The following is a 23,577-nucleotide window of genomic DNA, read 5'->3' as shown; positions in this document are numbered from 1 at the left end:
ACTATTGATTTAAGTGCGAGCTTTAGTTTATCGATACGTTATTTATGCATTATTTACACAGTAACATCCCTTGGTTTGTGTAATTAAAAGGTTGGAATTAAAACCTGCTGCTAAATTAGTGACCGCAGTTTCAACAAAACCACTTCCTTGGGCACAAGCTAATCCTTCAGAGAGCGGCCCCGCATAAACAAACTCACCGTTTTTATTAATAATAACGGCGGCAGGCGTTGCCGGAATAACGTGTTTAAGCTTTGGTGTTAATTCAACTTGTACAACCTTCATAGCTTTATTGGCAGCAAAAGAGGTTAACGATGAAATATGCGGCTTAGCTTGTATAGTACACCCGCATTTTTTTTCTGTTATAAGCACTAAAGACGGCTCACCAGTATCAACCCAATCCAATTGCTTTTTAAAGTTATTAAACCAGTGTTTTTGCAATAAAACTTTTGAGCTGTCAAACGGTTTAAGCTGCTCTAATTGAAAATAAACTAACCCTGCAACAACACAAATAAGCCATGTAGCTATAAGCGAAAATACGAAAGTGTTAGATTTATTTAAACTTGGCAATGCTTTGCTCTAACACATCAATACTTACATCGATTAACTGCACCTTAGCGGTTAACTGCTGCACTATTTGCGTATCTTGGTACTGATTTTGGCGCATAGTATCAGTACTGCTTGCTATTAACTCAGTATTACCTGCCTGCTCAGCTACAACTTGTGCAACTGAATCAGAGCTTGAAGATACTGCGGCTATTTGCTCGCTCATTGCTGAAATATTCTCTTTCATTGCAGCACTAATACTTGTTAAATCGACTACAAAATTCACACACTGACTCATTGATTGTGTTGACGTTTTACTATTATTAACAAGATCTTTTAATGTTAGACTAATTTTATCTGTTGTTGCTTTACTATGGTTAGCCAAAGATCTTACCTCATCAGCAACAACAGCAAAACCTCGACCATGTTCGCCTGCACGGGCAGCTTCAATAGCGGCATTTAAAGCAAGTAAGTTTGTTTGCTCAGCAATACCTGATATTTCATTAAGCAGACCTGAAATAACATCGCCCGCTGCCACTAAGTGGTTTATTTTTTCTTCAGTATGGTTAAGTAGTGTTAACAGCTCTCTACTTTTAGCATCTGTTTGAAGTACTTCTTTTAATGCGTCGCTCGCAGCTTGTGTAATATGGTCTACTTGACGCTTAAGCACCTCACTTTCTTCTTCTACAAGTTTAAAACCATTAGCAACTTGAGCGCCAGAATTAGCAATATCATCAGTTTGTTGTGTACGCTGCACTGCACCACCGGCCAGCTGATCATGAACATGTATAAGCTCTTGTGAGTTTTTTTGCAGTGATTCTGATTGAGTTTGTACCTGCTTAATAACATCAGATAAGTAATCTAGTAACGTGTTAAACCCTGCTACAGCCTCACTTTTAGTGTCATCAGCACGAAGAGAGAGTTTAATATTTTCAGGGTCTTGCATGATTTGCTCTGTCGCATAACTTAAAGATAGGCCCGCACGACGTTCGCGTTGCAACATTACGGCAATGTAGCCTGCAACTAACACTTCAACTATTGCGTATCCAGCATGAATAAGCACCGTAGTAAAAGCAAGCCTATCAGGGTCAAATACATAAAATCCTGTATTTTGAGTTTGTAAATAATAAAAAGATAAATGATGAACAGCTACAAATACAATTGTAGTAATAAACACTCGCCACTGTACAAAAACAATTAACATGGGCATTAAAATAAATATTTCAAAATGGACTTCAATCAACCCAAAAGTTTGTTGAATGTGCAAAAAAGAAAACATCATTATGGCGGCAGCTACCACATGCGGGGTAACAGGACTATCCCCTTGTGTGTTTAAAAGCCATATAGGTAATAAACACAATGGCAAACCTATCATAAAGGCCTGCGCTAATGTGTCGAAATACAAGCCAATAGCGATAGATTCGACAAACAAAAGACTAAAAATAATTGTAAATAACCGGCCAATACTAGACATAAGAACCTTAAAATTGTTGTTTGCATTGTTGTTTTATAAAGCAGTCTGCAATATACGTATCAAAACGAGTTTCAGTTTACTGAACACAATAATAAACTACCGACACACCAAAAAATAATACATTTAATTTACATTATATACATGCCGTCTACTTAATTATAGGCAGTATTTTTTTAAACGTAGGCGTTGCTGCTTTTTTTGTCCATTGAAAAATAACTATTTCAGCGCATGAAATTACCGAACCAGCTTGGCGTAGCTGTTCAATCGCCAAATTTTTATGTTGCGGATTTCTCGAGCCAACTCCGTCGTGTACGATAATAACTTCAAAACCATTTTCTATTAAATCTAAGCATGTTTGTAAAACACACACATGCGCTTCAGTGCCAACAACAACAACTTGCTTTTTACCATAGCTTTTTAACTTATCAACAAAGCCAGGCTCTGCACACGCACTAAAGTACGTTTTATGAAAATACGTAGCATTAGGTAACGTATTTTTAATTTGCTGATTAGTCTCGCCCAACCCCTTGACATATTGCTCGGTTATTAAGACTGGGACACCGTGAATAATACCCGCCTGCGCTAACTGCAATGTACTTTTTAAAATATTCGGAAAGTCTTTAATTGCAGAAGCGAGCAACTTTTGTAAGTCTATTATTAATAACACGCTATTTTTTGCATCAATATTAGATAAAACCACTATACTCTCCTTATGAACATTAACTGTTATCTATATAGATTAGCTCACTATTTGAAAATAGAGCTTTTAACTTTACGTATATTATTTGTAATTAAAAAATAAAAACTTATGCTATATTTACTATCTAGCTAAGTATCATCCTATCCTCCACTGAGAGTGTTTATAAGTGCGTTTGAGCAAACTTTTTTTTCATATCACCATTGTTTTTTTACTATGCATCCAAAGCACTTTTGCATCACAAAACTATGCTCAACAATTACAACGAATTTCTACTGACGAAGGCCTATCGCAAAGTTACGTTTTGCAGACTCAAGAGGATGATATTGGTTATATTTGGATAGCAACCCAACAGGGTTTAAACCGTTTTGATGGTTATAATGTAAAAACTTTTAATGGTGGCTTTGGCTTAGATAAACACTATATTTATGCATTATTTAAAGCCGAAGACGGAAAAATCATTGTCTCAACTGATCTTTCTGGTGCGTATATAATAGATCCCCTCACTTTAAAAACCGAAAAAATCTATTCTGGTCAAATAGATAAAGAAAAAAAGACGTTTTCTCCAATCTCCGCAATGACTCAGCAACAAGATACTTTTTACTTCGCCATAGATGGTCAAATATATACATTTGATGAGACGAGTAAACACTTTACACTTAAGCTAGCACTCCCAAATAAAAGGGACTACATTAGGTCATTAACGATATATAAAAACACTTTATATATTGGTACAAATGATGGTTTATACACTGCAAATATAGATAATTCAGAACTTGTAAAAATCCCTCTTCATCCCCCTGAAAAAAATACGATAGATAATATAAACGTCAAATTTTTAAGTGTTGATAATGAATTAGGATTACTTGTTGGTACTGTCGAAGGTATGTATCAATTAGCATTTGATAATAACAAAAATATATCTGCAGCAAATGTTACAACATTAATTCCTGATTATAATATATGGGATTATGCCAATACTGTTTACGGCGAGTTTGTAGCAACCGAAAGTGGATTATTTAGTTATCACCGCGAAACCAAAGAGTTAGAGTTCATATTAAATTATGAAAAAAGTAAGTTTAATATTAATGAAAACTCAATCAACGATCTAATGATTGATAAGTCCGGCGTGCTTTGGCTCGCATCTAGAACCCAAGGCGTGTTTACCTGGCCAATTAAAACCCGACGGTTTAAACACATTTTTTTACCCGGTAACAATACTGTTCATGCCACCTACCAAGATAAAAATAATATTATATGGCTAGGAACAGAAGATGGAATTGCGCGCTACGACAAAGCAACAAATAAAAGTGAAGTATATTTAAGCTCGACCGACTCAAAAGCAATATACGGAGCATCTGCGGTATTTGATATTTTTGCGTCTTCAATTGGAAACGATCAATTTCTTTGGCTTGTTACTTATGATGGTTTTAAACTTTTCGATAAGCAAACGGGTAAAGTTATTGAAAATAAAGACACAGACAATAATGTAATTAACCAGCTCAACTTATTTGGTTTTGCCCAAGTTGATGCAAATAAATATGCATTTATGTCTGATGATAACTTTTATGTTTTTAATGAAACAACCGGAAAGACAAGAATTATTAAAGGACTCAAAGAGCAAGTTGACCCTTTATTTTCTTATGCTTTTTATAAACCCCTCGACACACATCCTGAAGAGTTTGTACTTGGCACATCAAAAAGTTTTTTTAGGTACAAAGAAAAAACGAAAACTTTAACGACTATATTCCAGTCTTTTAATCCTAAAGAAGATATTTTTTACACTGTAGAAAACTTTTACTTAGACTCAAAACGAAATATTTTATGGTTGGCAACCACCCAGGAAGGCTTGCTTGGTGTTGACCCAGTTACTTATGAGAGAAAACACTACATAGGATTAAAAAATTCATTTAATACTGACTCTATCTATTCGTTACTTCCTGATGAAAATGGTTTTTTATGGGCAAGTACCGACAATGGTTTATATCAAATAAACCTAGATACACTCAATGTGGTGAGTTATTCAGTAAAAGACGGGTTGAATATAAACCAATTTACTCCTATAGCAGCAACAACATTAAACGATGGCAGGCTTATATTTGGTAGTAATGCGGGCGCCCTACTTTTTGACCCCTTAGACTTTGATGAAAAAGAATTATTTAAAAAAAATAATGTAGCGATTACCGATATAAACCTTTTTACCAAAGAGCTCGATTATTACCCTCATAAATACCTTAGCCAACCACTTGATCTCAGTTATGAAGACATGGGCCTTACAGTTAGTTTTTCTAACTTTTCTTACCCCAATATAGACAAAGCGTATTATAAGGTAATTCTTTCAGGGCCAACGTCCCTTACATATGAAGACTTACAATCTAACCAAGTGTTTTTCACAAAACTTCAACCCGGTAGTTATTCGCTAAAAATATCAGCACATAATCGCGATGGTATTGTTACAAGCGAACCTGCAACACTTAATATCAACGTGGCCTACGCACCATGGAAGTCGCCCTTTGCTATTGTCGCCTATGTAGTTTTAATAATTGCCGTGTTGTTTTTCATTTTTTGGCAATACCGCAGCCGCCAAGTTGCAATTGAACAAGCCCATAGAGCGACTATTCATTCGCAAAAGCAAACAGAACTCGCGCTTAAAAATAACAAAAGTGGCGTGTGGGATTATAATTTTAAAGATGCTTCCGTAAGTACGCTCAGAGGAAGTGAATTAGGCTATACAGGCTTGCCTGTACGCGTGCATATAGATCAATTTTTAGCACTAATACACCCAGATGACCGACGTCGTTTTGAAAACCAATGGGAAAACTACTTCAAGTACAAAAAACAACAAAACTGGCAAGCAACTTATCGTCTACAGCATAAAAATGGGCATTGGTTATGGTATCAAGATACAGGACAAGTTATATACGATCCTCAAACAAATGAGCCGCTATATGTTTCTGGCATATATACCAATATCACTGAGCAACGGGCTAATGAGCAACAAGCAAAAATTCTAGGTGAAGCGTTTAGCCAAATAAACGACTGGTTACTTATACTCGATAAGCATTTAATGCCATTTTCTGCGAACAACAGTTTTATTGAAACGTTTTCAAATGAACAAGCGGCCACTAAAATTAGCCCAAAATTATTTATTAGGGCCATTGGTAAAGATAAGTGTAGAGAGTTTGCAAATATTTTAAAAAAATTAAAAGCTACAGAAAACTGGCAAAGTGATGCTTATATAAAAACAGCAAAGAGTAACGAACATCCAGTACATATAAGCGCCACAGCCGTAACAAAAGATACTGCAAGCTACTACGTGGTTGTTATTACAGATTTAACTGAGCAAAAACGTGCAGAAAACGAACTGCGCTATTTGGCTAATTTTGATCCTCTAACACATCTCCCAAATCGTAGTTTAATGTATCAAAACATTGAAAAAGCGATTAAACATGCCAATGAAAGTAATACACAATGCGCGTTATTATTTATTGATTTAGATAAGTTTAAACCTGTTAATGACTCTTTTGGCCACGCAGTTGGCGATAAGCTCTTATGTAATATTACACAAAGAGTGAACGGTATGCTTGGCGTAAACGCAAAACTTGGCCGCCAAAGTGGTGATGAATTTTTAGTGCTGATTCAAAATATAAAATCGCTTCAGTCTCTTCGAGATACAGTAAGAAAAATTAGTAATGAGTTAGCTAATAAAGTAATTATTGAAGACTTCTCTATTAATATTTCAGCCAGTATTGGCGTCGCTTTATACCCATTCGATGCTGTAACCACCGATATACTTATCCGTAATGCCGATGTTGCGATGATGCACGCTAAACAAGGCGGGAGAAACGACTTTAAGTTTTTTAGCGATGAAATGAATGAGCTGATAAAACAAAAGTTACTGCTCGAAAATGATTTAAAAGATGCAGTAAAAGACAACCGATTTTTTAATCACTATCAGCCCATTATCGACATACAAGAAAAAACAATAAATGGCGTGGAGTTACTCATGCGCTGGAAAAATCAAGGACAGTTGGTATCGCCAGCACTTTTTATACCGGTAGCAGAAGAAACCGGTTTAATAGAACTCCTTACTGAGCAAGCATTGCAACGAGCTCTTATTGAAATTGCACCTATACTCAGCGCAAACCCATTGTTTTATATATCTTTAAACTTATCTCCTAAACACATTTTAAAAACAAACATAACCCAACGGTTAATGTCCATATTAGCGGACTCTCAAGTTCATCCAAGACAATTAAGACTTGAAATAACAGAGAGTATTTTACTAGAAGATAAACTCAAAGCAGCCAAGCAGCTACAAAACTTAAAAGCTGCTGGGTTTAAATTACTACTTGATGATTTTGGTACTGGTTACTCGTCACTCACCTACTTGAGCCAATTTCCTATTAATGTTATTAAAATAGATCAAAGCTTTGTAAACAGTATTGGTATAGATAAAGGGGATGAGTCAATTATTAAGACCATTCTTTCATTGGCCGAAAACCTAGATCTTTACTGTATTGCAGAAGGAGTAGAAACGCGCGAACAGATGATCTTTTTAGCCGAGGTTGGGTGTACTGTACTGCAAGGTTATTACTTTGCAAGGCCAATGGATGCTAAAGACTTACGTAAAAGCGATTGTTTTAGCAATATCATTGATTTGATTTGATTTGATTTAAAACATTAAAAGCGTGCTAATCATTATTACACGCTTTTATATTAATTAAATGCTACTAATGGATGTGATGGCATTCGTGGCTTTCTATTTGTAATACACTATTGCGTACATTAAATTTTTCAGCTAACAGTTGTTCTACCTTCATACGACATGCTTCATCGTGTTTTTCAATAGTACAATGCTCTTTAAGTACAACGTGCGCCCCGACTACTACACCCTTATATTTACGCGTTACAGTGACGTTATGGACATTGTGAACATGCTCCATATCTGTAATCTCACTTTCAATATCTGCAACTTTAGGAAGTTTGGCCTTATTTAAGCGTAAACCTTTTATACAACTAATAATGACCTTAACACCGGTAAACAACACGAAAGAGGCGATTAACATGCTCGATAAAATATCGATAACAACCCAGCCCGTAAAATATATAAGAATACCAGCCACAAATGTCGATACGGTAGAAATCAAATCAAAGAATGAATGTAAAAATACCGCGTAAACATTAATACTCGCTTTGCGGCCTTTATATAAAACCCATGCAGCAGCACCATGAAACAAAAAACCAATAGCAGCAATAACCGACATTAAATAACTATTAATAGCCAGCTCATTTCCTTCATGCTGGTGTATATAGCGCTCACCACCTTCATACAAAATAATTAAACTGATTGCTAGGTATAAAAATCCGTTCACCAGACCACCCAAAAGCTCGGCTCTTTGATGACCATCGTTATAGGTTTTAGCAAAATGAATAGCGAGACTTGATGCAATCAGTGCGATGAATAACGAGCTATTGTGAACAAACAAATGCCCCGCATCGGCAAGTACAGCAAGCGAATTAGAATAATAAGCACCTATAACCTGAATTACCATAAACGAACACGTAATTGCTAGCGCAATAAGTAACCGACGACGAGAAGCTTGGTGTGTAGTGATTTCTGTCATGAAATGCTTGAATAACCTATACTTAAAGTGCAAATAAACCAAAGATGGCTTAGAGTAGAAAAGGGTAATGATATACAGTATCAATTATAATACGTACTGCCCTCAAACGCACTAAAAACTTAGTAAATCAAAAAAAATGTGCTAATAATTAGTAGGGCTTGTTGAACTTCGGTGGTTGAATTTACACCAGTATTTTTGTTTTTTAGGCAAGGCAGAGCCTATGTAGTGTGGCTATTCCCCATAAATAGGCGATAACGCAGCATAAATACCAAACATGCGCTGCCTTTTGAGCTCGATCTAAGGACGATTAACACGCCCAAGTAAAAACAATAAAAATACAATAGATAACAATTTAATTGTGGCTTAAACACATGGAGAGTTGAGTGAGTAATAACCTATCAAATGAAATATGGCGAAACTTGGAGTTACTGCCGTTTTGTGTATTACTTTATGATGCCAATGAAAATATATTTAAAGTTAACAGCCAAGCACAGGACTTGTTTGGCTTAAGAAATAAATCACATTTTAATAAAATTGATTTTTCACACATCACTTTAACCAATCATCACAGTAAAAAAGAACTATTAGTCGAGGAGCTATTCTTTAATTATTTCACTGCAAATAACCAATGCCAGTTTGTTTTATCAAAACAGGTATCTAAATTGCTACTCAATGTAAAATTTGCAAAATTACCTAACTCAAGCTCCATTATTATAATCGATGTATTGAATAATAATGTAGATGAACAATATGATTTTGATAATATTATTTCGAACATATCAACTGACTTAATTGATATTCAAAACGACGACGTTGATAAGCATATCAACTACGCATTAAAAGCTATTGGTACCGTTTGCCACGCAGATAGAAGTTATCTTTTTAAGTTTGCCGAGGATGGTAAAACCATAAATAACACCCACGAATGGGTCAATAATGATATACAAGCATTTAAAGAGGACTTACAAAACCTTCCGAAAAGCGATCTCCCCTACTTTTTTAGTTTGATGGCACGTACTCACTTATTTAGAGTTAACGATGTAACGTCGTTACCCATTCAAGCAATGAGCGAAAAAACAATTTTCCAGCGACAAAAAATAAAATCAGTACTTTGCATTGGTCTACGTTATGACAAAGAGCTCGTTGGCTTTATAGGCTGTGATTGCGTTGTTCAAAAGCGAAACTGGACTGATTTAGACCTTATTCGCTTAAGGTTAGTAGGTGAAATGCTTGCTAATGCTTTCAAAAATTTAAATTACAAGCAAGAGCTACAACAAGCTCAGCAGCAACTCATTAATGCCAATCATAAACTTAACAAACAAGTTAATACTGATGGCCTTACAAACATTGCTAACCGACGCTGTTTTGATCAAACTTTAAAATGCGAAATTAAGCGCGGCGCACGTAATAAAGAACCCACTAGTTTAATAATGTGTGATATTGATTTTTTTAAGCGTTATAACGATAACTATGGGCATCAGCTAGGTGACGAAGTGTTAAAACAAGTTGCCAAAGCGCTGCATGATCTTTGTAAACGTGAAGGTGATTTAGCCGCTCGTTTCGGTGGTGAAGAATTTGCGATAATTTTACCTGCAGTCGACACAGATCATTGTCAAAGGTTTGCTGTTCTTATTCAGGAAAAAATCGCAGAACTCGCAATTGAACATAATTTTTCAAGTGCTAGTAATTACCTCACTTTGAGTATCGGATTTTATAGCCTTATACCCAATCAAAAAACAACACCTAAAGAAGTTATAACTAACGCCGACATAGCCCTTTATAACGCAAAAGAAGCAGGCAGAAATAAAATAGCCAGTTTTAAAAAAACCGACTAAGTCGGCGCGTTACAGTGAGTTTTAGTGGTTAAAAGTTCGCTGTAGTGATAATCTATACACGCTGAAATTATAAACAATACAACCACTCAGCGTTTAATTATTATAAGGAATGTTTAAATGGATCCAGTCACACAAATTCTCGATATGGTTTTTACTGTTGAGGCTTTTTTACTTGTTTTTGTTATCGTGCTTTTAAAAAGTAGCGTTAAATTTGTACCACAAAACCGCGCCTGGTTAATCGAACGTTTTGGTAAATACCAATCAACTAAAGAAGCCGGCCTTAACTTTATTATTCCATTTATTGATAGAATCTCGGCTGATCGTAGCTTAAAAGAACAAGCTCAAGATGTACCATCGCAGTCAGCTATCACTAAAGATAACATCTCACTTATAGTTGATGGCGTACTGTACTTTAGAGTACTAGACCCGTACAAAGCAACGTATGGCGTTGACGACTATACGTTTGCAGTTGTACAACTTTCACAAACAACAATGCGTTCAGAATTAGGTAAAATGGAGCTTGATAAAACATTTGAAGAGCGTGATTTACTTAATACCAACATTGTTGCAGCTATAAACCAGGCATCTGAGCCTTGGGGTATTCAAGTACTTCGCTACGAAATTAAAGATATTGTGCCGCCTAACTCTATTATGGAAGCAATGGAAGCACAAATGAAAGCTGAGCGTGTTAAACGAGCTCAAATTTTAGAGTCAGAAGGTGATCGCCAAGCAAATATCAACGTTGCTGAAGGTAAAAAACAAGCACAAGTACTTGCTGCTGAAGCCGACAAAGCCGAGCAAATTTTACGCGCTGAAGGTGAAGCAACAGCTATTACTACGGTTGCAGAAGCACAAGCAAATGCACTTATTAAAATAGGTGAAGCTGCAGATACAGAGCAAGGTCAAAAAGCAATTCAGTTAGATTTAGCAACTAAAGCAATCGCGGCTAAAGAAGCGATTGCTCGTGAATCATCAATTGTATTACTGCCAGACAACGCGACAGATGCAAGCTCAATGGTTGCCCAAGGTATGGCAATCATTAATAGCTTAAATAAAAAGCATTTGGGTTAATAACTAAATAAAGAGGTTTGTATGGATTTTATTACGCAAAATTTACCGCAAACACTTATGGTACTTGGTATTGTTGCTTTAATAATAGAAGTAGCAGTACTTGGCCTTTCTACATTTATTTTGTTGTTTTTTGGATTATCGTTATTCCTTACAGGATTATTAATGAGTTTTGGTATTTTACCTGACTCATTAGCAACAGCCCTTTGGAGTAATGCAGTTGTAACAGCAGGTTTGGCCGTTGTACTTTGGAAACCATTAAAACAAATGCAAAATCGCGTAGATAAAAAGCAAGTGAATAGTGATTTTGCTGAACTTACTTTTGTACTTACTAGCGATGTAACAGAACAAGGGTTAACTACACATCAATATTCAGGTATTAGCTGGAAACTCAAAAGTGAGCAACCAATTAGCGCCGGTACTGAGGTTTTAGTAACCAAAAAAGAAGTGGGTGTTATGTGGGTTAAGCCTAAAAGCTAACCATCACTTTAAAACAAGCACTGTGTATAATAAATTACAGTAAAACGGGCGGCTCAAACTGCCCGTTTTTTATGCCTGAGATTTCAAATACAGCGCCTTGTTCACTAACAGTATTATTAATCGATTCATCAAATGCCGATGTCACCAGTAACAATTCAGCATTTTCACCACCAAATGCAGTGCACGTCGGTTTTATTGCACAAAGCTTTATTGTTTTAATTAGCTCACCGCCTGGGGATAAACACATAACACACCCCATTCCCCACACAGCTAGCCACAAATTACCTAATTGGTCGGTTACGCAGCCATCGGGGTCAACATCAGTATTATTAAATTGATAAAAAACACGTGGCTCAGAGCAAGGTTCGCCAGTTTGCTCATCCAAATCTAATACATAAATACAACTCGTTAAAGAGTCGCAGTAATAACCGCGTAAACGTGGCTTATCAAAGCACAATCCATTTGGGATACTCAAGTTACTTACAACGACTTTAAGCTGGTGTTTATAATAACGGTATATTTTACCGTCACCCTTTTTAGCATTTACGTCCATTGTACTTAACCAAAAACCACCCCATGGATCAGCGCGGCCGTCGTTTGAACGCCTATTTAGTTGCGTATTTTCAATATTAAGAATAAGGTGGCGAGTGCACGAATTAATATGGTATTTGTATAAACCAGTACTTGTACCTAGCAACAAGTGCTGCTCATCAATCCACGCTATTGCACTGAGTGTATCGGGCATATTAACTGTTTTTAGTTGGCTTTCGCTGTGTATTTTTTTGCTTAAAAGTAATTTTTTATTTATGTCGACCCAAAAAAAAGTATTCAGCATAGGGTGCCAAAGAGGACTTTCTGCAAGCTGATTCTGTGTGCTTTCAAAAATGGTTACGCTAGGATCAAACATAAGTAATTATTCTTTATTATTAACAAAGCCTTGTAATACTAAACCTTACCAGAAAACAGTGAATTTCGCGATGCGTACCCGGCTTTAATTTATCAACACGCCCTAGTGACTGCAAAATCAATATCATTGCACCACCGGCTAATTTTAAAGTTGGGCGTACCACTAAAAAGTTTGAAATACTTAATAGTGGTTACAACATGGGAGTTGATACTGCTAAGGCCTTTTTAGCTAAATAACTGCATTATTTAACCTAATAATTGCGGTGCTTTACCCGCAATAACTGCGGTTAGTAAACCAGCTAACATAGCTCCCACAACGGTGCATATTGCACCGCCTAAAATACCGTAAACACTCATAAAACATATCAGCGCTAAACCAAATAGCAGTGCACTTAAAAATGTTTTAGTCGCTAATGTAAGTGTGTTTTTTCGTAGGTTGAGCATCATGAGTAGTAAACTCACCATCGCAATTGTAATTAGTAGCTCGTTCATGCGGGTTGTACCTCAATTTTTAATTTTTGTGTGTTTTTTATTTTTAAGGCAACAAACATACACACGATACCCACCACCATAAAGCTTATATCTACTACCGCGACAAGCGAGCTATTAAGGTTAATAACATTGCTAACGCCAAGTAAAATATTAAGTGGCAGCACCAAAGCAAGCGAAGCGCCGCATAGTAAAAGAGTCAGCTTAAAGTAGTTTTTATAACCTATGGGCAATACACTTAATAGTAACCATGCCAACCACGTATAAAAGAACACGGGTCCAAAAAAGCTATTTTGCGCCACACCAACAACGCTATAATTAAGTAAAACTTGCACAGGAAATAGCACAAAGCTTGCTAATACCAAACCGCCACAACTGCCAATAATAAAACGATTCCAGCGTGCATATGCCTGCATACTCAGTGAAGGGCTACTGCCACGTGTGCGCTTTGTTAGCCACATCATCATGCCCGAAATAGGTAAAAGCGCAGTACTTAAGCCAAGCAATACCCAAAGTAATTTTACAAACACTCCTGCAAAGTTCCCAAAGTGCAGCGGAAACATCAACTCAATTACTTTTATCGAAACACCTGAAATATCACCAAAACTACTCATCGACTGCACAAACTCACCATTGCCCTGATAATGCAGTAACTGAGAAGCAACAGCCTCGCCACCTAACAAACGCAAATATACCTGCGCATTCGCATCGTTATGCGCCATTATTGTGACATCCCTAATTATTGCTTCAGGGTAACGACTATGAGCATGCTCTAAAATAGTGTCTATTTTTGTAGGTTGCTTAATGTGGCTAACTACAGGCTCAGGAATAGCGGTAAACGTTTCTATTAACTTATCTTGATCGCCACCAAAGCTCACAAACGCAGCTGCTGGTAGTAAAATAATGGTCGCGAGCCCTAAAAATGATCCTGTAAAACCAATCACAATATTAAATACGCTGCCCCAAATACCTATAACCTTATGAGCATCGCTTACTGCAATATCTAACTCTTTATCTCGCCTAAACGTAAAGAGCTCTTTTATCAATTTGCGATGAATAAACAAGCCTGTCACTGCACTTACTAAAAGCGTTAAACCTAAAAAACCAGTGAGTATTAACCCAATTGGTCGCCCTAAATGCAAATCTGCATGAAACTCACCTATATAAGTTGGCGCATCCGTTTTTTTATTAGCGTAAAACTCTTTACTAGGCCCATAGTAAGTATTTTCCAGCGCTAACGTATCGGGATGAAACTGAAATACTCTGGCTACCTCTTGGTCGTAATTTTCATCCCCATGGTGAGATTCAAATACCAACGTTAATAAATGAAAGTTATGCCCACTTGGTAAAAACACATGAATGTTTTCGCCAAATTCACTAGGTACTTTTTTATGGTATTCGTTTACTAGTCGGCTAATTTGCGCGCTGGCAACGTGTTGGCTAGATTGTAGTTCTGGATTAGCCCATATTTTTAACTCTGGGCGAGACAGCACCGCTAATGCGCCGCTAAATGCAACAATAAATAGCAGTACCGCAGTAATAATTCCTACCCAACTATGTAATAAAAATAGCTTTTTTAAAGTAATCGACTTCATCCCTGCCCCTGCGTTAACGCCCAAAAACTCAATAAACCATGTAATACACACAATGCAATCATTACTACAAAAGGTTGCCATGCTTTTTGCGCCAAATACGCATAAATAAACAACGCAGTCCAAATAATAGGAAAGAGTAAAATAGGCAGTAATATTTGTTCATTCATTTGAAACGGTAAATAGGTTGTCATACCCGGAATCATTATTACCGCAGTAACTAGCGCTAATACACACGCAATTAAGTGCCTTCGCCGTGTAGCTGTAAACGTTTTTTTATTATTCATTATTCGCTCAATAAATTTGCCCAAACATATACAAAACAGCACATGCAAATGATAACAATTGCTATTATATTGTGCATTTAATACTTAATGCAATTTATTAAACAAATTAAGTCTAAAAACACTGTTGGTTTACCTTAAGAGCTTTTATGCTACGCCTCGCAATTTAGGTACGCAGTAATGCGTCATTTCAGTTAAGCCGAGTTCGGGCTTTTTAATTTTTCAGGAAGCAATAAACCGTGGATATAATTAACGCGATTATTTTAGGTATTATTGAAGGTATAACAGAATTTTTACCCATATCATCAACTGGGCACTTAATTGTAGCGTCAAAGTGGTTAGGCATTGAATCAACAGATGCTAACCTCGCCTTCGAAGTAATTATCCAGCTTGCCGCCATTTTAGCGGTACTAGCCAACTATAAAGACAAGTTTAGCCCTAAACATTTCAATTTATGGGTGAAAGTTGCCATTGCATTTATTCCTTTGGGTATTATTGGTTTTATATTTAGTGATGTAATAAAAACACTGTTTAGCGTACCAGTAGTAGGTGTTATGTTTATTGTAGGCGGTGTGATTTTTTTACTATTAGAGCGCAGTTATAAAGAGACTCACTGCACAACTACCGATGTAACCCAAGTTACTTATAAACAAGCTCTTTGGATTGGCGTAGCACAAGTATTTGCGTTAATTCCAGGGACTAGTCGTGCTGGAAGTTCTATTGTTGGTGCCATGTTGTGTGGTTTAAACCGAAAAGCCAGCGCTGAATTTTCATTTTTACTTGGTTTACCTGTACTTGCAGCAGCCTCAGGGTACGACTTACTTAAACATTACCAACAGTTTAGCTTAGATGACCTAACTGCCCTTGCAGTTGGCTTTTTAACATCTTTTATAGTCGCTTATTTTACTATTAAACTATTCATACGCTTTCTAGAAAATTTCACTTTTGTTAGTTTTGGTCTTTACCGAATCGTATTTGGTGTTATTTTACTAACTAACCTGAATTCTGGTTAAGAGATTTAAAAACACTATAAATAATAACGATATTTAAGTCTGTTTCTCTCTAGCTAGAAATTTTTGGTGAAAACAAGGCGAATTTACGCGTCAATAGCTGGTCTATTGCAAGGAAATTCAACGCAGTTAGCGCTAAAAATAGCTGCTTGAGATAGATTTATTATCCAGAACTCAGGTTAACTATAGCCTACACATAAGAGAATATTATGAGCGAAAAAATAAACGAAGAAGCACTCCACGCCCTAAAAATAGCTTTTACTTACATGCCTAAAGCGATTGAGGTGACAAAGTATGAATATGGCGAGCGCTACCAAAGCGTACTTGATCACATTGAAGCTGTACGTGAAACACTGCTTATTAACGATGTTGACCCAGAGGAAGTAGGCGGCGATATCAACCCGCAATATACCCCAAATTCAACGTATTAAAAGTATACCGCTGAGTATTATATGCTCGGCGGCATGCTGCGCTATATACAAGGGCCTGTTTATCTTTCGAGGTTAAATTTGCAGCAGACTGCTTGGTATTTAGGCAAGGCAGAGCCTATGTAGTGTAGTTATTCCCCATAAATAGGCGATAACGCAGCATAAATGCCAAACATGCGCTGCCCTTTGGGTTCTGCCTAGGGACAATTTTTAATCCTGAAAGGTCAACAGGCCCTACTACTATTAATAAACCACTAACTTAGTTCATAAAAACATAAGGTTATAAAATTTAATACGTATCAATTTTAGTTATTAGTAATTAAAACTGCTAAACTGGATTTTAAACTAATACCAATGCCCTAATTGGCCTATGTATTATATAAATTGAACAAAAGCTTACGGGGTGTTTTCTTTTGAATTTTTTACGATGTTTTCACGATATAGTTTCTAATCAATCTCTTGATTTTGAAAATAAAATTAATAAGCTCTTAGTGTTTGGGTTAGAAGTATTTGACCTTGAGCTAGGTATTATTAGTAAAGTAGATGAAAACAGCTACACCGTTTTATATGCCAAAACCCCTGACAACTCACTTTTACCCGGTACCGTGTTTGAATTACAAGGCACCTATTGCGTACATACGCTCGCTGCAGGCTCTGCACTTGCCTTTCATAAAGCATCTCAAAGCGCAATTGCAAACCACCCCTGTTATATAAACTTTCAGTTAGAGTCTTATATTGGCGCGCCAATAAAAATTGGTGAAAAAATATTTGGTACCGTTAACTTTTCATCCATAAACAGCTCTCCAGCTTTTAATGATGCAGCCTATGATTATATTGAGTTATTTGCACAATGGCTTGGTTCGGAATTTGCTCGCACCCAAGCTAAAGAACAACTCATAAAAAATAGTAATACTTTATTAAAGTTAGAACACGTTGCAAATATAGGTACGTGGGAGGTTGATCTAATCTCCGATAAAATTACCTGGAGCGAACAAACATACCTCATACATGAGGTGGATGAACAATTTCAACCGCAAATGAATTCTGCAGTCGAGTTTTATAAAGAAGGTCCAAGTCGTGAAGGCATTACTCGCGCGGTAGAATTAGCCATAGAAAAAGGCAAAAAATGGAATCTAGAACTAGAAATAGTAACCGCTAAAAATAAACATTTATGGGTGGCTACCTTTGGTGAGGCCGAATTTGATGAAGGCCGATGTGTCCGATTATTTGGCACCTGCCAAGATGTAACCGAGTCAGTAATGCTCCGAGAAGAGCTTAAACAAAAGCAAGCTCAAGCAGAGCGCCTACTTGAAGACAGAAGCATGCTATTTGCTAAAATCAGCCACGAATTAAGAACCCCACTGAATGGCATTACAGGTATGCTAACCACATTAGTTGATGAACACAGTGAAGAAGTTCGCGCTGAAAAAATTAAAATAGGACTTAGAAGCGCCGATATTTTACTTAGTATTATTAACGAAGTGCTCGATTTTTCTAAAATTAATCATGGTGAGCTAAAGCTTGAACCTACTGACTTTTTACTAAAAACAATTTTTACCGATTTAACTTCTTTGTATACACCTCTATTTAAAAACACGCATGTAACGCTACAAGTAAATAATACAATTGATGACAACTGCTGGGCGTTTAGCGACAACACACGCCTTAGCCAGATTGCTTCTAATTTACTGAGTAATGCACTTAAATTTACTGAAAATGGTTCAGTTACATTAAACACCAGCCTTTCTAAAATAAAAAATAAGCTAAGTTTAAATATTGAAGTGTCTGATACAGGCCGAGGAATGAGTAAAAACTTTTTAGAATCACTGTTTTCTCCTTTTTCTCAAGAAGTAGATGCTAAGAATTCAAAAGGTGGAACAGGCCTTGGCCTTGCAATAGTAAAAGAGCTTGTTGAATATATGGGCGGAAAAATAAAGGTAAAAAGTACACCTAATAAAGGCACTACGTTTTTAGTAAATATTCCTATTGAGAAAGGGACAGAACAAAAACAAGAAAGCCTTAAATCAACGTTAGATATCAACGGCAGTGAACTATCAGTGCTTGTAGTCGATGATAACGACATCAATCGGTTAGTACTTCATGCCTCTTTAGGCAAGCTTAATATTAAAGCAGACTCAGCAGTTGATGGCCAAGATGCTGTATTAAAATGTCGCCAAAAGCATTATGACCTTATTTTTATGGACTGCATAATGCCCATACTCGATGGATTTGAGGCAACAAAGCAGCTTAGATCAGAAAACATCTGCTCGCATGAAGAAACCTACATAGTGGCTATAACTGCTAATACTTCATCACAAGACAAACTTGCCTGCAAACAAGCCGGTATGGATATGTTTATATCAAAACCGTTTAAACTACCCATACTTGAAAAAGCGGTTATTAATGCGCTTGAGCATACCGTAAAAATCAGCTAATTTTTACTGCACTGCCACTGGTAAAAAATAAGAACATAAAATGAAAAACATAATTAGAACTATATTACTAACAGTACTTATTGTTGCAGTATTTAAAGGCGTTTCCACTGGGCAATGGAGCTCATCAATAACAATAGTTATCGTATCAGGCGTATTGCTGTTAGTTACATTTATCAGTGCTAAGCCATCACGTGGATCATCCGCTTATACTGGCAGTGACTCATCAGTTTCCTCTAGCAGTAACTCATCGCATTCTCATACAAATTGTAGCGGCGGTGATTCTGGTGGTGGGTGCGATTAAATCGTGTGCTAATTCTTAAGCATTAAAAAAGCCGCCTTTGGAGAAGGGCGGCTTGGGTTAACAAACAGCTATGGGTGTAGCCTTGCTGTTATATCAAGAGAGTTTTTACTAATTACATTAAGCAGCGCTTTGATCAGCTTCTTCAGAGTGACGAATTAAATAATCAAATGCACCTAAACTTGCTGTTGCACCGCTGCCCATTGCAATAATAATTTGTTTAAACGGAGTATTGGTTGCATCCCCCGCGCCGTAAATTCCTGGTAGTGAAGTTGCGCCTTTAGCATCAATCAGTATTTCACCAAATTTGCTTAATTCAAGGTCGCTGTCTTTTAACCATTCGGTATTTGGTATTAAGCCTATTTGTACAAATATACCGGCAAGTTCAAGCTCTTTACTCTCTCCCGACACTCTATCTGTGTACATTAAGCCAGTTACTTTTTTACCATCACCAAGTACTTCGGTAGTTTGTGCACTTTTGATAATGGTAATATTAGCCATGCTTTTAGCTTTACGAATAAGCACTTCATCAGCACGTAGTGTGTCTGCAAACTCAAGTACCGTAACACTTTGCACAATATTAGCTAAATCGATTGCTGCTTCTATACCTGAATTACCACCGCCAATTACGGCAACAGGTTTTCCTTTAAATAAAGGGCCATCACAATGTGGGCAATATGCCACACCATGGCCGCGATATTCTTGCTCCCCTGGTACGTTCATTTCGCGCCAACGTGCACCAGTGGCAAGTACGAGCGACTTAGCTTTGAGTACTGCGCCATTTTCTAGTGTAATTTCGTAGCCATTGTTATAACCAAGTGCCGCTGCACGCTGATTATGCATTACATCTACATCGTATTCTTTAACGTGCTCTTCAAGCTGGGCAACCAATTTTGGCCCTTCAGTCGCCTTAATCGAAATAAAGTTTTCTATTGCTAATGTATCTGCAACTTGTCCACCAAATCTGTCGGCAACAATACCTGTATTTAACCCTTTTCGTGCTGAGTAAATCGCAGCCGATGCGCCCGCAGGCCCGCCACCAATTACAAGTACATCAAATTTATCTTTTTTACTTAGCGATTGAGCTTGGCGCTGTGCCCCTTTGCTATCTACTTTATTGAGTATGTCGGTAAGGCTTAGTGCACCTTGGCTAAATGGTTCGCCATTTAAATATACAGCCGGTACAGCTAAAATATTTCGCTCTTCTACTTCGTCTTGAAATAATGCGCCATCAATCATGGTCGCTTTAATATTGCTGTTTGTCGCCGCCATAGTATTAAGTGCTTGCACTACTTGCGGGCACGTTTGGCAACTTAAACTTATATATACTTCAAAGTTAAGTTCTTGAGTAAGCGATTGTATTTGTTCAATGTCTTCGCTTTTAGCTTTACTTGCGTGTCCGCCAGTATGTAAAAGAGCTAACACTAAACTTGTGAATTCGTGGCCCATAGGTACGCCTGCAAACGTAATATGAGTGTTTTTAATAGGTGAATGTACAACCATTGACGGGCGACGCGCGCTTGTATCTGGGTTGTTCATTACCGTAAATTTATCGCTCAGTGAGGCTAAATCGTTCGCTAAGCTTTCTACTTCTGCTGATTTTTTGCTGTCATCCAAGGCAATAAGCAGCTCAACAGGTTGAGTAAGCGATTCAAAATGGCTTTTTAATTGATTTTTTATGTTGTTATCTAACATGGCTTAACCCTTTTAGGAAAATTTAAACAGCAAGCCTCCCATGCCAAATAATGCATGTGCTTAAACAAGTATATTGATATATAGGAGGCACCAACAAACGGATGTTCGTTGATTTAAGGGCAGTTACCTGCCCTTATAGTAGGAATAAATCTATACTTAGATTTTACCAACTAGGTCTAGTGAAGGTGCAAGTGTGTCTTCACCTGGCTGCCAAGATGCAGGACAAACTTCACCGTCGTGAGTTGCAATGTATTGTGCAGCTTGTACTTTACGAACAAGTTCTTTAGCGCTACGGCCAATACCTAAATCGTGAGTTTCGATAATTTTAATTTCGCCTTCTGGGTTCATTACAAATGTACCGCGAAGTGCTAAGCCTTCTTCTTCAATCATTACGCCAAAGCTACGAGTAATACGCCCTGTTGGGTCGCCAATCATTGGGTAAGTAATTTTACCAATTGTGTCTGACGTATCGTGCCATGCTTTGTGAGTGAAGTGAGTGTCAGTAGATACTGAGTAAACTTCTACGCCCATTTCTTGAAGTTGTGCGTAATAATCTGCAACATCACCAAGTTCAGTAGGACATACAAATGTAAAGTCTGCTGGGTAAAAGAAGAAGATTGACCATTTACCTAGAACATCTTTTTCAGACAATTCTACAAAGTCACCGTTGTGGTAAGCGGTTGCATTGAATGGTTGTAATTTAGTATTGATTAATGAAGTGCTCATGGTATTTCCTCATCTATATTTAATGTATTTAAAAAGTAATCAACGCTCTCGTTTAAAACGACCTTCTGCGTTGGCTTGGTTAATACAATAAGGCTAATGGATAATTAAATAAAATTGATTGTTTAGATTAAAACAATCGGTTTTTTGGATTGAACTATATAATCCCTGTTATCGTAAGCATTATTTGGATTGTAAACGCTGGCGAATTATTAAGATCGCTAATCGCAATACTGCTACAATAGCTGCGCTTCAAATAAGTCATTAAATATAAGGCACGCCGTAATGGAAAAATTTTTTAACCACATACAACTAGGTTACTTAGGCTTAATCCCGTTTTTAGGGTGTGTGGGTTGGCCACTTATGTTTGGCAGTAATAGCCTTAACTTAGAGTTTTTTACCTTTTACAGTATCGCCATTTTAGCATTTATGGCAGGTAGCTTGTGGCGTGCCGGAGAGCAAAGCCATAGCAATGCAATTAAAGCGATATTACCTGTTATCCCAGTTCCATTTTTATCATTTTTACCTGTAGAGTGGGCACTGGCTTGGCTAGGTGCTAGTTTTTGGTTAGTACTTATATTTGAAAAAGCCACGCCGCAATGGCAAACCTATCATAAAGATTATCAAAAAATGCGTGTAGTACTTACCTCTGTTGTGTTTGTGTGTCATATCCTTACTATTGGTATGAGTATTTACCCTAAATAGCAGCTGTAAACTTAAATATTGCGTGGTAATAAGGTAATATCCGCGCACTGCTATTTGAGGACACACCATGATTGACCAACTACGCCAACAACTCGACGAACTTGGCGAAAACTACGTAGAAAAAAACGCTGCATTTAAAATCAAAGTGATCCCATTTTTTTGTGCTATTCGCATTAAAAAAGATCATAAAAGCGAAGGTCGTTTAAGCTTTTATTCAAGTCAATTACTCGAAATTTTCTTAGTCGTCTTATTTTTGCTATTTGGTTTAACACTGTACGATACAGATGCAGGATTTACTCACGGCCCTATTCATATTGCCTTTGCCATTTTAATTACCTTTAATCTTATTATTAAACAAATCGCAATTGAAGGGTTAAAAACCAGACTTGCGTTTCATCGTTTACTAGCAAAAGACTCACAAACAAATAGCGATATAAATAATACTGCTACAAACATAAACGCTAAATAAAATATGTATTTAAATCCTCAATGGCGAATACTCACCGTAGGCGATGGCGATTTATCTTTTTCGAACGCTATTTACACTCATCTATCGCCAAAAGCTTTGGTTGCATCCACTTACGATGACCAAACGACTATTGAGCAAAAGTACCAGCACAATGCACTTAGCAACTTAAAAGCCCATAACGTTGAGATACTTAATAGTTTTGATGTAACAAATCCCGCGTGTTGGCAAACTCTAAGTGAAAACCAGCACAGCTTTGACGTGGTTATTTTTCAGTTTCCGCTTATACCTGCATTTGTTGGCCGTGAAGCGTTTGAAAACAACACGCGCCAAACCAGTATGAACGTATTAAACCGCGCTTTGCTGCATCAATTTATTAAATACGCTAACGAATACGCGCTTGATAAAAATGGCCCAATGCTCTGCTACATAACTTCAAAGGATGTAAAACCTTATCGAGAATGGAATATAGAAGGGAGTTTAAATAACGGTTTAAACGCTGATTATTTAGGCCAAATCCCATTTGATATTAGCCATTTTGAAGGTTATAAAATTCGTAATGTTGACCGCGACAAACACGTAAAAGACACCAGCGGCATAACTTACGTTTTCAGCCCAAAAAGTATTGATACACATACTAGCGAATTAAGCTCACGTCTTACCAAACCTGCATACTTAACATCTAACCATTGCCCCCTTTGCCGCGTTGGACCCTATATGGCAAGCGAGGACGAAACCAAGCATCTAAACGCTAAAAAGCATCAGCAAATGCTACATCTTGAAAGCGATTGGCAACAATGGCTAAATGAGTTTTATAGCTAA

The 23,577-nt window shown here is 37.1% G+C and carries 21 protein-coding genes and 1 pseudogene; 12 read left to right on the top strand and 10 right to left on the bottom strand.

Translation table 11 applies throughout. From position 1 onward, the window contains the following. Positions 1 to 42 precede the first annotated feature (42 nt). From P20429_RS13710 to P20429_RS13720, 3 genes are all read right to left on the bottom strand, one after another. Positions 43 to 567 carry a DUF6436 domain-containing protein gene (locus P20429_RS13710; RefSeq protein WP_007581838.1) on the bottom strand — a complete coding sequence of 175 codons (525 nt, stop codon included), beginning with the start codon at positions 565 to 567 and terminating at the stop codon, positions 43 to 45. Then, positions 551 to 2,017, bottom strand: a complete 1,467-nt coding sequence (locus tag P20429_RS13715; protein ID WP_007581837.1) for a methyl-accepting chemotaxis protein — start codon at positions 2,015 to 2,017, stop codon at positions 551 to 553. Before P20429_RS13715 ends, P20429_RS13710 begins: the two co-directional genes overlap by 17 nt. A gap of 148 nt (positions 2,018 to 2,165) precedes the next feature. Next, positions 2,166 to 2,717: an isochorismatase family protein gene (locus tag P20429_RS13720; RefSeq protein WP_007581836.1), complete on the bottom strand. Its 552-nt coding sequence runs from the start codon at positions 2,715 to 2,717 to the stop codon at positions 2,166 to 2,168. Between the two features lie 166 nt (positions 2,718 to 2,883). Here P20429_RS13720 and P20429_RS13725 point away from each other — a divergent pair, with 166 nt between their 5' ends. Continuing rightward, positions 2,884 to 7,383, top strand: a complete 4,500-nt coding sequence (locus P20429_RS13725; protein WP_007581835.1) for an EAL domain-containing protein — start codon at positions 2,884 to 2,886, stop codon at positions 7,381 to 7,383. A gap of 64 nt (positions 7,384 to 7,447) precedes the next feature. Here P20429_RS13725 and P20429_RS13730 read toward each other — a convergent pair whose 3' ends face one another. Beyond that, a complete protein-coding gene (locus tag P20429_RS13730) occupies positions 7,448 to 8,341 on the bottom strand; it encodes a cation diffusion facilitator family transporter (protein WP_007581834.1) in 894 nt (297 codons plus the stop codon). A 383-nt stretch (positions 8,342 to 8,724) separates the two neighbouring features. On the opposite strand from P20429_RS13730, the gene P20429_RS13735 reads away from it, so the two are divergent. From P20429_RS13735 to P20429_RS13745, 3 genes are all read left to right on the top strand, one after another. Then, entirely contained in the window at positions 8,725 to 10,176 is a 1,452-nt protein-coding gene (locus tag P20429_RS13735; RefSeq protein ID WP_007581833.1) for a diguanylate cyclase domain-containing protein, read from the top strand. A 117-nt stretch (positions 10,177 to 10,293) separates the two neighbouring features. Continuing rightward, on the top strand, positions 10,294 to 11,247 hold the full coding sequence (locus P20429_RS13740; protein ID WP_007581832.1) for a slipin family protein: 954 nt from the start codon (positions 10,294 to 10,296) through the stop codon (positions 11,245 to 11,247). A 21-nt stretch (positions 11,248 to 11,268) separates the two neighbouring features. Further along, on the top strand, positions 11,269 to 11,724 hold the full coding sequence (locus P20429_RS13745) for an NfeD family protein (RefSeq protein ID WP_007581831.1): 456 nt from the start codon (positions 11,269 to 11,271) through the stop codon (positions 11,722 to 11,724). Positions 11,725 to 11,758: 34 nt separating this feature from the next. On the opposite strand, the gene P20429_RS13750 is transcribed toward P20429_RS13745, so the two are convergent. Further along, positions 11,759 to 12,631, bottom strand: coding sequence for an SMP-30/gluconolactonase/LRE family protein (locus P20429_RS13750; RefSeq protein WP_007581830.1), 873 nt, complete (start codon positions 12,629 to 12,631; stop codon positions 11,759 to 11,761). 101 nt (positions 12,632 to 12,732) lie between these two features. Between P20429_RS13750 and P20429_RS20840 the strand changes: the two are divergent. Further along, positions 12,733 to 12,867: pseudogene (locus tag P20429_RS20840) on the top strand (DUF6363 domain-containing protein); the annotation flags it as partial. 9 nt (positions 12,868 to 12,876) lie between these two features. Here the strand turns inward: P20429_RS20840 and P20429_RS13755 are convergent. Genes P20429_RS13755 through P20429_RS19290 form a run of 3 tightly spaced genes read right to left on the bottom strand, consistent with a single transcriptional unit; the run spans position 12,877 to position 14,998 of the window. Next, on the bottom strand, positions 12,877 to 13,122 hold the full coding sequence (locus P20429_RS13755) for a hypothetical protein (RefSeq protein WP_007581829.1): 246 nt from the start codon (positions 13,120 to 13,122) through the stop codon (positions 12,877 to 12,879). Beyond that, positions 13,119 to 14,714, bottom strand: a complete 1,596-nt coding sequence (locus tag P20429_RS13760; protein ID WP_007581828.1) for a PepSY domain-containing protein — start codon at positions 14,712 to 14,714, stop codon at positions 13,119 to 13,121. The genes P20429_RS13755 and P20429_RS13760 overlap by 4 nt, the downstream gene beginning before the upstream one ends. Then, entirely contained in the window at positions 14,711 to 14,998 is a 288-nt protein-coding gene (locus P20429_RS19290) for a hypothetical protein (RefSeq protein WP_033026460.1), read from the bottom strand. The genes P20429_RS13760 and P20429_RS19290 overlap by 4 nt, the downstream gene beginning before the upstream one ends. 236 nt (positions 14,999 to 15,234) lie before the next feature. On the opposite strand from P20429_RS19290, the gene P20429_RS13765 reads away from it, so the two are divergent. The 4 genes from P20429_RS13765 to P20429_RS19285 all read left to right on the top strand — a co-directional run bounded on the left by P20429_RS13765 (position 15,235) and on the right by P20429_RS19285 (position 19,169). Beyond that, on the top strand, positions 15,235 to 16,008 hold the full coding sequence (locus tag P20429_RS13765; RefSeq protein WP_007581826.1) for an undecaprenyl-diphosphate phosphatase: 774 nt from the start codon (positions 15,235 to 15,237) through the stop codon (positions 16,006 to 16,008). A gap of 206 nt (positions 16,009 to 16,214) precedes the next feature. Continuing rightward, positions 16,215 to 16,436 (top strand): hypothetical protein, encoded by a 222-nt coding sequence (locus tag P20429_RS13770; RefSeq protein WP_007581825.1) that lies wholly within the window; start codon positions 16,215 to 16,217, stop codon positions 16,434 to 16,436. Positions 16,437 to 16,846: 410 nt separating this feature from the next. Continuing rightward, positions 16,847 to 18,868: a GAF domain-containing hybrid sensor histidine kinase/response regulator gene (locus P20429_RS13775; protein ID WP_007581824.1), complete on the top strand. Its 2,022-nt coding sequence runs from the start codon at positions 16,847 to 16,849 to the stop codon at positions 18,866 to 18,868. A 40-nt stretch (positions 18,869 to 18,908) separates the two neighbouring features. Then, a complete protein-coding gene (locus P20429_RS19285; protein WP_033026456.1) occupies positions 18,909 to 19,169 on the top strand; it encodes a hypothetical protein in 261 nt (86 codons plus the stop codon). Between the two features lie 117 nt (positions 19,170 to 19,286). On the opposite strand, the gene ahpF is transcribed toward P20429_RS19285, so the two are convergent. Together ahpF and ahpC are read right to left on the bottom strand one after the other, a co-directional pair. Then, entirely contained in the window at positions 19,287 to 20,861 is a 1,575-nt protein-coding gene (gene ahpF, locus P20429_RS13780) for an alkyl hydroperoxide reductase subunit F (protein ID WP_007581823.1), read from the bottom strand. 156 nt (positions 20,862 to 21,017) lie between these two features. Next, positions 21,018 to 21,587 (bottom strand): alkyl hydroperoxide reductase subunit C, encoded by a 570-nt coding sequence (ahpC, locus tag P20429_RS13785; protein WP_007581822.1) that lies wholly within the window; start codon positions 21,585 to 21,587, stop codon positions 21,018 to 21,020. A gap of 282 nt (positions 21,588 to 21,869) precedes the next feature. Between ahpC and P20429_RS13790 the strand changes: the two genes are divergently transcribed. The 3 genes from P20429_RS13790 to P20429_RS13800 all read left to right on the top strand — a co-directional run bounded on the left by P20429_RS13790 (position 21,870) and on the right by P20429_RS13800 (position 23,577). Then, positions 21,870 to 22,289 carry a DUF3429 domain-containing protein gene (locus P20429_RS13790; protein WP_007581820.1) on the top strand — a complete coding sequence of 140 codons (420 nt, stop codon included), beginning with the start codon at positions 21,870 to 21,872 and terminating at the stop codon, positions 22,287 to 22,289. A 67-nt stretch (positions 22,290 to 22,356) separates the two neighbouring features. Next, complete coding sequence (locus tag P20429_RS13795) at positions 22,357 to 22,758, top strand: hypothetical protein (protein ID WP_002960599.1); 402 nt, start codon at positions 22,357 to 22,359, stop codon at positions 22,756 to 22,758. A gap of 3 nt (positions 22,759 to 22,761) precedes the next feature. Then, the gene (locus P20429_RS13800) at positions 22,762 to 23,577 is read left to right on the top strand and encodes a class I SAM-dependent methyltransferase (RefSeq protein WP_007581819.1); all 816 of its coding nucleotides are present in this window, start codon (positions 22,762 to 22,764) and stop codon (positions 23,575 to 23,577) included.

Source organism: Pseudoalteromonas sp. BSi20429, from assembly GCF_000238895.1.
Lineage (GTDB): Bacteria > Pseudomonadota > Gammaproteobacteria > Enterobacterales > Alteromonadaceae > Pseudoalteromonas > Pseudoalteromonas arctica.
The sequence above is the reverse complement of the archived record's forward strand: the minus strand, read 5'-3'. Positions and strand labels throughout refer to the sequence as shown.

What these genes read in the sequence shown, in the direction of transcription:
- P20429_RS19285 (WP_033026456.1), top strand. Translation starts at nt 18,909, where the DNA reads ATGAAAAACATAATTAGAACTATATTACTAACAGTACTTATTGTTGCA.
- ahpC (WP_007581822.1), bottom strand. Translation starts at nt 21,587, where the DNA reads ATGAGCACTTCATTAATCAATACTAAATTACAACCATTCAATGCAACC.
- P20429_RS13760 (WP_007581828.1), bottom strand. Translation starts at nt 14,714, where the DNA reads ATGAAGTCGATTACTTTAAAAAAGCTATTTTTATTACATAGTTGGGTA.
- P20429_RS13745 (WP_007581831.1), top strand. Translation starts at nt 11,269, where the DNA reads ATGGATTTTATTACGCAAAATTTACCGCAAACACTTATGGTACTTGGT.
- ahpF (WP_007581823.1), bottom strand. Translation starts at nt 20,861, where the DNA reads ATGTTAGATAACAACATAAAAAATCAATTAAAAAGCCATTTTGAATCG.
- P20429_RS13715 (WP_007581837.1), bottom strand. Translation starts at nt 2,017, where the DNA reads ATGTCTAGTATTGGCCGGTTATTTACAATTATTTTTAGTCTTTTGTTT.
- P20429_RS13750 (WP_007581830.1), bottom strand. Translation starts at nt 12,631, where the DNA reads ATGTTTGATCCTAGCGTAACCATTTTTGAAAGCACACAGAATCAGCTT.
- P20429_RS13770 (WP_007581825.1), top strand. Translation starts at nt 16,215, where the DNA reads ATGAGCGAAAAAATAAACGAAGAAGCACTCCACGCCCTAAAAATAGCT.
- P20429_RS13800 (WP_007581819.1), top strand. Translation starts at nt 22,762, where the DNA reads ATGTATTTAAATCCTCAATGGCGAATACTCACCGTAGGCGATGGCGAT.
- P20429_RS19290 (WP_033026460.1), bottom strand. Translation starts at nt 14,998, where the DNA reads ATGAATAATAAAAAAACGTTTACAGCTACACGGCGAAGGCACTTAATT.
- P20429_RS13730 (WP_007581834.1), bottom strand. Translation starts at nt 8,341, where the DNA reads ATGACAGAAATCACTACACACCAAGCTTCTCGTCGTCGGTTACTTATT.
- P20429_RS13790 (WP_007581820.1), top strand. Translation starts at nt 21,870, where the DNA reads ATGGAAAAATTTTTTAACCACATACAACTAGGTTACTTAGGCTTAATC.
- P20429_RS13795 (WP_002960599.1), top strand. Translation starts at nt 22,357, where the DNA reads ATGATTGACCAACTACGCCAACAACTCGACGAACTTGGCGAAAACTAC.
- P20429_RS13740 (WP_007581832.1), top strand. Translation starts at nt 10,294, where the DNA reads ATGGATCCAGTCACACAAATTCTCGATATGGTTTTTACTGTTGAGGCT.
- P20429_RS13755 (WP_007581829.1), bottom strand. Translation starts at nt 13,122, where the DNA reads ATGAACGAGCTACTAATTACAATTGCGATGGTGAGTTTACTACTCATG.